Raw genomic sequence first — 10838 nt, forward strand, 5'->3', positions numbered from 1 at the left:
ATCCTGGCTGCTACCGGTGTTTGTGCTTGCCTGCGCAAAGTGAACGTGTGTCGGTATTTCGGAAATCGACAGCGTATGGCTTTGCTCGCCACCGCGCTCGCCTAGTGTGTGACCGCTCCCAACGTGGATCGGGATACGTCCCCTATAATCGGGCAGCGCGAAATTGACTTGGCCGTCACCGCCGAAAGTGGTTCCGAGCAGTGAAAATAGCGCCTGGTTCTGGTTGATCGGCAAAAGCTGCCCGTTACAGAGCGCCCAACCCTTGGGCGGGAAGACAAAGGACATAATCCTGATTTCCGATAGAAATGGCTCGGCCATGTCTCGCGCCCTCATTGGATATCAGAAGAATACACGGAACGACATAGAAGTCTACTTGGGTTTCTAACAAACCAAGTACTATTATAAAATAATAGACAGTATTTAAATAACGAGAGGCGCAGGAAGGCAGTGTATACCCAAAGTTGTAGATCGTCGCACCAAATGGTGGCCTTTCTACCTCATCAACGTAGCCATCATGGGAACGGCGGCGTGGCAAGCCCGGTAAATCCGCTCGTTTGCGCCGTCGCGGTAGATGCAGAAACAACTGTATTGCGGCCGTTCAGATAAGCGATCACGGCAGCAGTATCCATGGCGCCCCCAGCATAGCCGCTAAGGTTGATCGTCCCGTTGTTGCGCTGACGTACCCGGATGTCACCAGCCGCCATGGTGCCGCCAAGCGAATGCGTAAAGATGTTCGCGAGCGCGCCGGCGCCGCCTATGCTCAGATCGACGGATGCACCATTTCCCTCCGGGTCCGTGACGGCTGACTGGACGAGAATGCCAGCAACTGCATCTCCGGTCCCATCCAGTTTGATGTCAATCGCGTTGCCGGTTATCTGGGCCAGGATGCTGCCGGCGCCGTCCTGTCCGGTCTGGACAAGGATGGCGCGTTGCGTGCCGGCATAGTCGATGGAGTTGTTTTTGATTCCGACCCGCATGGCGCCGCCGCCGGCATTGAATACGGATATGCCATCCGCTGTCAGCCCGTTTGCGACCGTGATGGTATTGCTTTCAATTCGAGCGTCAAAAGTAAAGCCGTTGTCGAACGCCGACCCGAGCAGGCTCACCACGACGAAGTCGCCCGCCGCCGCGCTGCTCAGCGTGTTGCCGGTGGCGACGAGGCTCACATCGCTGTTGTCCCCGGCGCTGACGGACAGCTGATCGTTGTTGCTGCTCGAAGTGCTGTTGATGACGTTCAGGTTCATTGTGGAGTTGTCGAATGCATCGGCGACGATGCCACCGCTGAAGTTGTTGCTCGAATTGGCACCCGAGAAGTTGATCGTGGCGTTCGACGTTCCACGGATGCCGAACAGATACCCGCTGCCAAGCACGGCGCCAGTCGAGCTGCCGCCTGAAATCGTCAGCGCGAGCGTGCCGGACTGGGTCTGCAGCTGGAAGTTGTCGTCGCCGCTGCCTGTGATCGTGGTGTTGGTGACCGCGCTGGTGCCGGACATGTTGTAGAAATGGATGCCATCTTCGTCCGCTCCATTGCCCGCATTCGATATGCTGCTGTTGCTGAGCGTGAAGTTCGAAACGGTATTGCCGTTGATGCCTTGCTCGGCGCCGCCCGAAATGGCGATCCGGTCCAGCGTCGCCGTAGAGACGTTTTGAAGATGGATGGCCGCGTTGGTCGTGAGGTTGTCACCAGTCGAAAGCCCCGAATTGTCGGCATCGAGATCGTCGGTGCCGGCATTGGTGAAATTCATGTTCTTCAGCGTGATGTTGCTCGCGCTGATGAAACTGGCGCCGCGCCCGGTTGTGTTCTGAATTGTGCCGCCCGAGCCGGCGGTGGTGCCGACACCTGTAACGGTCAATCCACCCGAGCCCGTATTGTTGAGCACGATGCCGTTGGTGCCGCCATTCGCCGAAATGCTCTGGAAATTCAGCCCGCTGGCGCCGATATTCGTGTTGACGACGTTGAGCGCCGTGCCTGTGCCGGAGGTGATCGTGTTGCCGGTGCCCTGCACCGTCACCGTGCCGCCGCCGGTCGCGTTGAAGCCGTCGCCGCTCGTTGTGGTGATAACCAGCCCGCCATTGGTGAAGTTGATGGTGGCGCCGGGGTTGCTGGTCATGATGACGGCGGCGTTGACACCGGTCGAGAGCGTCTTGACCGCGCCGCCGAAGTTGATCGTGCCGCCGACGTTGCTGAGCACGGCAATGCCCAGCCCGCCGTCGTTGCGAGTGATCGAACTGGCGCTGTCGAAATTGACCGAGCCGCCGGCCATGCCGCGGATGTTGGCGACATTGCCGCCAGGGTTGGTGATGTCGACATTGTTCAGGTTGACGACCGCGCTGACGTCGTCATTGCCTGGCGTGCCCTGGTCGCCATCGACGACAAAGGCATTGTTCGCAGCCCCCGCGTCGGTCTGGATGGCGACATTGTTGAAGGTGTAGGTGCCGGTCGCATTGTTGGTCGAATCGCCGAGAATGGTGATGCCGGTCGTGCCCGTCAGGCTGGCATTGTTGACGGTGACGCTGCCCGCCGCGCCGTCGATCACAATGCCGGTGCCGCCGGTGTCATTGAGCCCGTTCGCCACGGCAGTGGTGAAATTCACCGAACCGCCGGCGGTGTCGGCGACGACGATCATGCGCTGGCCGGCGGTGGCTTGCGTGATCGTGCCGGCATAGGTGACGGTGGCGGTGCCGCCATTGACATTGAACGCGGTGCCGCTTGGGCTGGTGATCGAGGTGCCGGTGCCGAAATTGAACGTGCCGCCCGAGCCGTTGAGGATGTCGACGCTGGCATTGCCGCCATTCAGCGTCGTCGTGCCGACGAAACTGTAGATGCCGTCCGCATTGTCGAACTGCAGGCCGGTACCGTTCGTCGCCGACAGCGTACCAGTAGCGAAGTTGAGCGAGCCGCTGTGCCCGCCCGTGACGCTGACCAGGGTGGCATTGTTCGACTGGCTGACATTGCCGGTATAGTTGAGGTTGGCGGTGCCGCCGCTGACAGCGATGGTTGCCGCGCTGCCGCCGACCAGCGTGCCGGCGCCGAGATTGATCGTCCCCAACCCGATCACGTTGGTGAGGACGACGGCGCTGTTGCCGCCAGCGCCGTTGCTGGTCGAGGAAAAATTCATGCCGGTGGCCGCGACCGTGACGCCGCTCAGGTTCATCGCCACACCGGTGCCCGTGGCGATGGAGTTGCCCACGCCGGTGACGCTGATCGTGCCGGAGCCCGTGGCATTGAAGCCGGCGCCTGCCGAGGTCACGATCGCCAGCCCGCCGCCGCTGAAATTGACCGTCACCGGGGCGCTGTTGCCGGCAAAATCGACGCCAAGCCCGCCGCTGCTCATGCCGATGGCGTAGCTGGCGCCGCTGATGTTGTAGGTGCCGCCGGTGTTGGCGGTGATCGATATGCCGGTGCCCCCGCCGGTAAAGCTGTTCGAGGCGCCGGACACCGTCACCGTGCCGCCTGCATTGTTGTTCAGCGATACGCCCAGCCCGCTGGCCGTCAGATTGCCACTCAGGGCGACGAGGCCGGCGCCGGCAAGCCGGCTCTGGACATTCAGCGCCGGACTGAATGCGCCCGAATTGTTGACCGTGCCCGAATAGCTCACGGCAGCCGTGCCGCCGACGACATTGAACGACGCGCCCGTTGCGCCACTCAGCGCACCAGTTCCAAGTCCAACAATGCCCGTGACATCGGTCAGGCTGACATTGTTGATGCCACCGGCCGACGAGGTCGAATCGAGCGCGATGGTGGCGGCGACACCGGAGAGATTGATCGCTGTGCCGCCGGTTGCGTTCACCGTCTGGGCGGCAGCCGTAGCGGTGATGCTCATCGTGCCGGCGGTACCAAGGATGCCGGTGCCCGTGGTGGTGTCGACGGTGACGCCGCCGGTGAAGTTGATCGTGCCGCCACTCTGCGAAATGCCGACGCCGCTGGTCGTGTCGATGTTGGCGAGGCCGGAGATGTTGAGCGTACCGCTCGCCACCTGAATGCCGCCGCCGCTGGTCACGGTGTTGCCCAGCGTCATCGTGTTGAAGTTGAACGTGCCGGTGTTGCCGGCGTTGATTGCCATGATGCCGCCGGTCGCCGCCGCGGTGACGGTGGTGTTTCCGGTGACGGTGAACGTACCCGCGACGCCGTCAAAGATGATGCCGCCGCTGCTGCTGCCGGTGGAGGTGACGGTGCCCAGCACCAGGTTGACGGTCAGTGGATCAAGATCGAGTGCGGCGCCGCCGCTGGTCGAGACGGTGCCGCTGCTGCTGTTTAGCGTGAAATTGGTAGTCTTGGTGTTGGCGACCACGCCAGTGCCGGCAGTGTTGAAGACGATGAATGCGCCGAGATCGACCGTGCCGCTGGTGTTGGTGAAGCTGAGGCCGTTGCCCTGGACCCGCGCGCCTGGCGTGCCGACGCCGAGCGTGCCGGCACTGACGGTGCCACCGGCGCCATCGGAATCGAAGCGGACATTGCTGAAGGCGATGCCGCCACTGCCGGCGCCCCCGGTCACCGTATTGCCGGCAAACGACCTGATCGCGATTGAATTCAGGTCGGCATCGATGTTCTGGCCGGTGAACGACGCAGCCAAGCCGGACGCGGTCGACCTGAGCGTGTTGCCGTCGATCGAAAGCAGAAGCGTATTGGCCGGAGCTCCCGTGGTGGAGAAATCGAGCGCGTTGCCGCCGGCGGTGATGGTGTTGTTCCTGACCAAGAAACTGGAGGCGCCGGTCGCGTTGGCGGCAACGCCCGCACCGGAACCGAGATTGCTGACGATCAGGTTCTGGATGCCGCCCGTGAAGATGCCGCTGCCTGATGTCGCCAGATTGATGACCTGCGTGGCGTTATTGCTCTGCAGGACCGGCCGCAGCGTGTCGATGCCCGCCGGCGCCGCGATGATGGGCGAATTCTGCACCGTGGTGAAGTGGAACGCCGGCGACGCGCCGGCGCTGGTGTCGACCCCGAGCTGGGAGACATCGATCGCCGCGTCGTTGCTCTTGAAGGCGAGCAGCACCTGTCCGTCATCGAGTTGGAACGACGTCGCGCCGAGGTCGATCGTCGCCTGGCCGCCGTCGACGTTCTTGTCGATCAGCACAATGACATTGGCCGAAGACGTCTGGGCGTTGGCGTAGGTGCCTGGATTGAGCAGACTGCCGTCGCCAAGGGCGGTGGCATCGGCCGTGACATAGTAGACCTTGTAGGAAGACAGGTTCGAAGCGTCGCCATCGAAATTGACGTCGTTGAAATTGTAGTCGCCGTTGGTCGGCAAAGTGTCGGTGGCGTGGATGACCTGGCCGCCTGTGGTCTTGATCGACGATTCGGCCGGGCCGGCGCCGTCGCCAAACACGAGCTGGGCGTTGGTGGCGCTGGAGAACTGGACCCCATAGCCGACATTTTCGATCTTGGAGGTCTGTCCCGCCGGATTGTTGTTGACCGTGTCGCCGAGCTGGATCGTGCCGGTGCCGGTCGTGTCGGCCATGTCGATGCCGATCGTGCCGGCAAAACCGCCGCCGTCGACGTCGAAATCGCCAGCGGTGATGTTGCTCGCGCCGAGCGCCGCGCCGTTGAGGTCGAGACCGATGGTGTTCGCCGCGCCAAGCCCGATGTTCAGGCTGGCGAAATTCAACGTCGAGCCGAGCGTGCCGGAAATGTCGACACCGCGCGCATTGGCACCGGTGATGCCTAGCAGGTTGACCGTGCCGAGATCGATTACGCCGCCGCTGACATTGTTGAGCGATATGCCGGTCGCCGCGCCATTGACCGAAATCGTATCGAACTTGATACCACCGGCGCCGACCGTCGCGCCTTTCGCCCCGGCGACGACCGCCGTCGCGTCGCCAAGCTTCAGCGCCGTGCCGCCGTTCGTGGTCGTGATGGTGTTGCCGGCGCCGGTGACGCTGACTGTTCCCGAACCGAAGGTGCTGGCGGTGAAGCCGGCGCCGCTGCTGGTGGTGATGACAAGGCCGCCATTGGTGAAGGCGAGAGTGCCCTTGGTCTGCGGGTCCATCACGTACGACGGTGCCTTGACGATGGCATCGTTGGCGCCGGTGTTGAATATCTTCGACGTGCCGGAGAAGGTGACCGTGCCGTTGGCCGAGCCGCCGATGGCGACACCCTCGCCACCGCTGTGATCGATGGTGCTCGAAATATCGTATATGCCTTCGGCATGGCCAAAGAAGTCGAAGGCCGTCGATGACGTGGTGGAAACGACGGAACCGCTCATGTTCAGACGGGTCGCATCGCCCGTGGCGCTTAACACCGCGCCCACACCGACCGTGATCGAACCTTTGTAGGTCAGCGTGGTGAAGGCCAGGTCATTGCCGCCGCCGAGGCTGATAGCCGAGAGGGTGGTATTCGTGATGCTGGCGCTGCCGTTGATGCCGACGTTGACGGTCCCGCCCTGCGAGCTCTGTATGATGCCGAACTGGCCGCCATCGATGGTCAGGGTGGATCCGGCGACATTGGCGATGTTGACGGTACCAACCTCGGGACCGCCGATATTGAACCCGGCATACTGGACGTCGAGATCGATCGTCCCGGTGAAATTGACCTCTCCGGTGCCACTCAGGGCGTACAGCCAGGCGCCGGTGTATCCAGTATCCCTCAGGCCGCCGATGTTGACATCCCCGACGAGATTGGCGCCCAACAGCGTCACTCCGGCACCGCCGGGGTCGCCGGGAAGGGGGATCGTGGAGTCCGCCGAGATGCTGTCGAAGGTAATGCCGGCGCTGCCGACATTGGCACCATACACAGCAAGCCCGTCGCTGCCGGCATTGATCTTGTTGCCCGCGCCGGTGACGGTAATAATGGTGGAGGTTGCGCCAGCCGGGCCTAAATCGCCAATTGCGACGAAGCCCGCCCCGGCCATTGTCGATATATCAAGGCCGCCATGGGTGAAGTCGATCGTGCTGTTGGTATTGAGTGCCGGGGCGCCTAAGCCGTAATTGCCAATGATGCCCAAGCTCACGCCGTCCGTCGCGCCCGAGCTGATCACCTTGCTGGTGCCCGAGAACGTGATCGCGGCTGCGTCGTTACCGGCAACGACGATGTTGCCGCCGGCGGACGCATTGGTATCGGCCAGATTACCCGACAGCGTCACCGAGCCACCGGTCATGCTCTGGATCGACGCCGCGGCGCCCGTGCCGTTGCTGGCAATCGTGCCGCCATAGGAAATCGTCGCGTTGCCACCGCTGCCGGCGATCGTCGAGCCGACATTGAACGACGTGCCCGAACCGGTGTTGGTCAGCGTACCGGTGCCGAAGCTTGCGGTGCCGGCCAGGTTCTGCAGGTCGATGCCGCTGCCGGAAGCGAAAGTCGCACTTGTCGAGGCGAAGTTGATACCGGCCGTGATGCCGTCGAGCGCCACCGCCTGCGCGTTGGTGGCGTTGATCGTGCCGGTCGTGACATTGACCGTGCCGCCGCCGCTGGCGCTGAACGCCGTCGCGCCCGATGTGGTGATGTCCAGATCGGCGAAGGTGACCGTAGAGCCAGCGTTGTTGGTAAGCGAGGCACCATTGCCGTTGACTGTGACCTTGCCGGTGAAGTTGATCGTGCCGCCGGTGCGGTTGGCGATCGAGATGCCGCCGCCGGTCAGCGTGCCCGCCGGTCCGCTGTTGGGCAAGGTGCCGCGCGTGACCGTGATGTTGCCGGCGCCGCCATCGACGTCGAGCAGCGTGCCGGCGACGTTGACGTTGTTGTCCGTGATCGACAAATTGGTGTCGAGGCCGGCGACCTTGAACGCCGTCTGGCCGGTGGCGACATTGCTGACCGTGACGCCCTGGATGACGATGCCGCCGACATTGCTGAAGCCGCCGGCATTCTGGTCGATGGTGAAGACCGAACCGCTGCCGCCGGTGAAGTCGAACGCGGTGTCGCGCACCTGGTTGCTGCCGAGCAGCTGCAACGTATCGCCGCCCGTGCTCTTGACCACGCCCTCATTGCCGGTGACGTTGCCACCGGTGGCGCCGAGATTGCCCTGGACATTGATCGGCTGGATGGTGCCGGAGGTGATGATCGAACTGCCGTTGCCGAAGCCGGTGATCGACTGGCCCGAATCGAGCGTGAACGGCGTGGCGCTCAGATCGACCGTGCCGACAAAGGCGAAGGTCAGTGTGCCGGTCATGGCATCGGCCTGAGCGGCCGTGACCGTGGTCACCGCGGCGCTGAGCCCGTTGGTGCCGGCAGCGATCACGCCACCGTCCTGGGAAATCATGACGACCCCGCCGACCGCGCTGGCCAGATTGGCGCTGCCGGTGAAGGCGACATCATCGAAATCATAATTGCCGAGCGTCGGATCGAGCCCGATCGTGTTGACCGTGTAGCCGCCACTGGCCGCTGTGATCGAGGATTGCAGCACAGTCGCGTCGCCGTCGCCGAAGGTGAAGTTGGCGTTGGCCGACGTCGCCGTCGTGCCGCCCGACGACAGTTCGACGCCGACACCAGCATTAGAAATGCTGGAGCCCTGCAGAAAGGTGATGGTCTTGTTGCCCGTCGTCGATGACAGGTCGATGCCGCGCGAGGTGAGGTCGCCGGTGCCGGTGATCGTTGTCACGCCGAAATCGGCCGTGGTCGATGAACCGCTGAAGTCGATGCCGGTCTGGTTGGCGCCGGAGCCCATCGTCACATTGGTTGTTCCAAATGTGACATCGGCATTGGTCAGGGCGAAGTTGATGCCGGCTGGACCGACGGTCGAACCCATCGTCACGCTGGTGGTGCCGAAGGTGACGGCGCCGGCATTGTTGGTGATGTCGATGCCATTGCCCATGGCGCCCGACACGGTCACCGCCCCGAAGGTCGCCGATGCGGTGCTGGCGACATTGGCGACGGCCAGGCCGGTGGCAGTGGCGCCGGTGATCGACAGCGGAGCTGTGACGTTCAGCGTCGCGGTTCCGGCAAGGCCGGTGACGACGGCGCCACCGCCGCCCGTCGCAGACAGCGTCGAGCCGATGAAGCTGATCGCGCCGCCGACCGGGGGCAGCGTCGAGCCGATCGCGAAAAGATTGCCGGTGCCGGTCGAGGTGATGCTGCCGCTGAAGGTCGCCGAGCCGCCGGTGGTGCCGTCGACCTTGAGCGCCGTGCCTGGCACGGTTGCCGAGCTGGAGATGTTGGCCGCCACACCGATTGTCGCGCTGCCACCGGAAACGACGACACCGTCGCCAGTGCCCGAATTGGCGATGGCGCCACCGAGGATCGCGATCGAGCCGGTGTTGTTGGTCAGGCTGACATCGGTGCCCGCGACATTGGTCGTCACCAGATTGGTAATGGTGAAGGTCGATGACGAAGCGTTGATTGCAAGGCCGTTGATGCCGCCACCGGTGCCGCCGATGGTGACATTGCCACCCAGGAACGGGCCGCCCGAAACGGCATTGAAGTTGAGCGCCGTGGCTTGCGCAACACCTGTCGTGATGCTGTCGAACGCCATGCCGCCGGTGCCGATGGTGACGCCGTCGAGATTGATCGCGTGGCCGGTGCCGGTGGTGATCTGCTCCGTGCCTGCGGCCGCGACTGTGATCGTGCCGCCCCCGGTGGCGCTGAAGCCGGTGCCGGTCGTCGTGGTCAGATCCAGCCCGCCGGTGAACTTGATTGTGCCGCCGGTGTTGCCGCTCAGGTTGATCGCAAAGGCGGTGGCGGTGCTGGCGGTGATCGCTCCACCGAACGTGGCGCTGCCGCCGCTCATGCCGGAGATCCCCACCGCGCTGGTAGCAGCGGTCTGGTTGATGGTGCCGTTGTAGGTGACGTTGGGCGTCGAGTTGCTGATGGAGAAGGCGTTGCTGCTCGTGTTGGCGATGGAACTCCCGACCCCGAAGGTCAAGGTTCCGCTGGAGCTGCCGACGATGCCTATGCCTACGCCGCCGCCGGTGATGTCGAGATCGTCGAAGGTGGCGATGCCGTCGAAATTGTTGGCGGACAGCGCCGCACTGGTGGCGTTGGTGATCTTGGTGTTGCCGGTGAAATTGACGGTCGCGCTCGAACCGACAAGCACGATGCCGATTTCAGATGCGGTCTGGACGGTCAGGTCGTCGACCGAGACCGTACCGGTCACTCCATCGAGGAAGAGGCCGGTTGCGACATTGCTGACCGTCACGCCCTGGACGGTCAGGCCATTGATGCCCAGGCCGTGGATGCCGGCGGCGGCGCCCCCGGCAATATTGAAATCGAGCAATGTGTTGCCGTTGCCCAGCGTCACGACATCGCCGCCGCCGGAACTGGTCAGCGTTGCCGCGCCCGCGGAATCCGAGATGGATTCGTCATGATGGACGTTGGTGCCGGTGACATTCAACGGCACCCCGCCGAGCGAGAACGCGCGGCCGTTGCCGAACGACGCAAGTTCCTGTCCGTCGCTCAGCGAGAAGCCGGTGGCGTCGTCGATCGTCCCGCGGTTGACCAGGACAATGATGGCGTCGCTGGCGGTAATGCTGTCGGCATAATCGATCGAGGCGAGGTCGGTGATGGACGTGCCGCCGCCCGAAGCCCCGGCCGCGACGAAGATGTAATTGCGCAGGTCGTAGAGTTGCGGGCCGGCAAACTGTGTCGTGCCGAAGGCGTAGTGGCCGCTGCCCTCATTGAGCCCGCGCGCATCGAGCGAGGCGGTGATGCCGGAGATGGAGCTGGAACCGCCGCCAAAGGTGAACTCGGCGTTGGCCGAATTGGCGGGCGACCCCGCTAGGCCGAAGCGCACGCCGGTATCGACATTGGTGATAACGCCGCCATCGGTGACGGTGATCACCGCGCCGCCGACGCTCGGCGAGGTCAGGTCGATGCCGATCGAGCCGGCAGCACCGGTGCCGGTTATGTTGAGCGACTGGGCGGTGAAACTGGTCTTGGATCCGGAGAAGTCGAGGCCGGTGCCGACACC

General features: G+C 63.6%; 2 protein-coding genes. Both read right to left on the minus strand.

What is annotated here, in order from left to right; translation table 11 throughout:
* Nucleotides 1–318 (minus strand): tail fiber protein (locus tag EN749_RS21205; RefSeq protein ID WP_145990962.1); only part of this gene is annotated, 318 nt, incomplete at its 3' end.
* 194 nt (nucleotides 319–512) lie between these two features.
* Complete coding sequence (locus tag EN749_RS21210) at nucleotides 513–10709, minus strand: hypothetical protein (protein WP_210214726.1); 10197 nt, start codon at nucleotides 10707–10709, stop codon at nucleotides 513–515.
* Nucleotides 10710–10838: the final 129 nt, after the last annotated feature.

Source organism: Mesorhizobium sp. M7A.F.Ca.ET.027.02.1.1, from assembly GCF_004022985.1.
Taxonomy (GTDB): Bacteria; Pseudomonadota; Alphaproteobacteria; order Rhizobiales; family Rhizobiaceae; genus Mesorhizobium.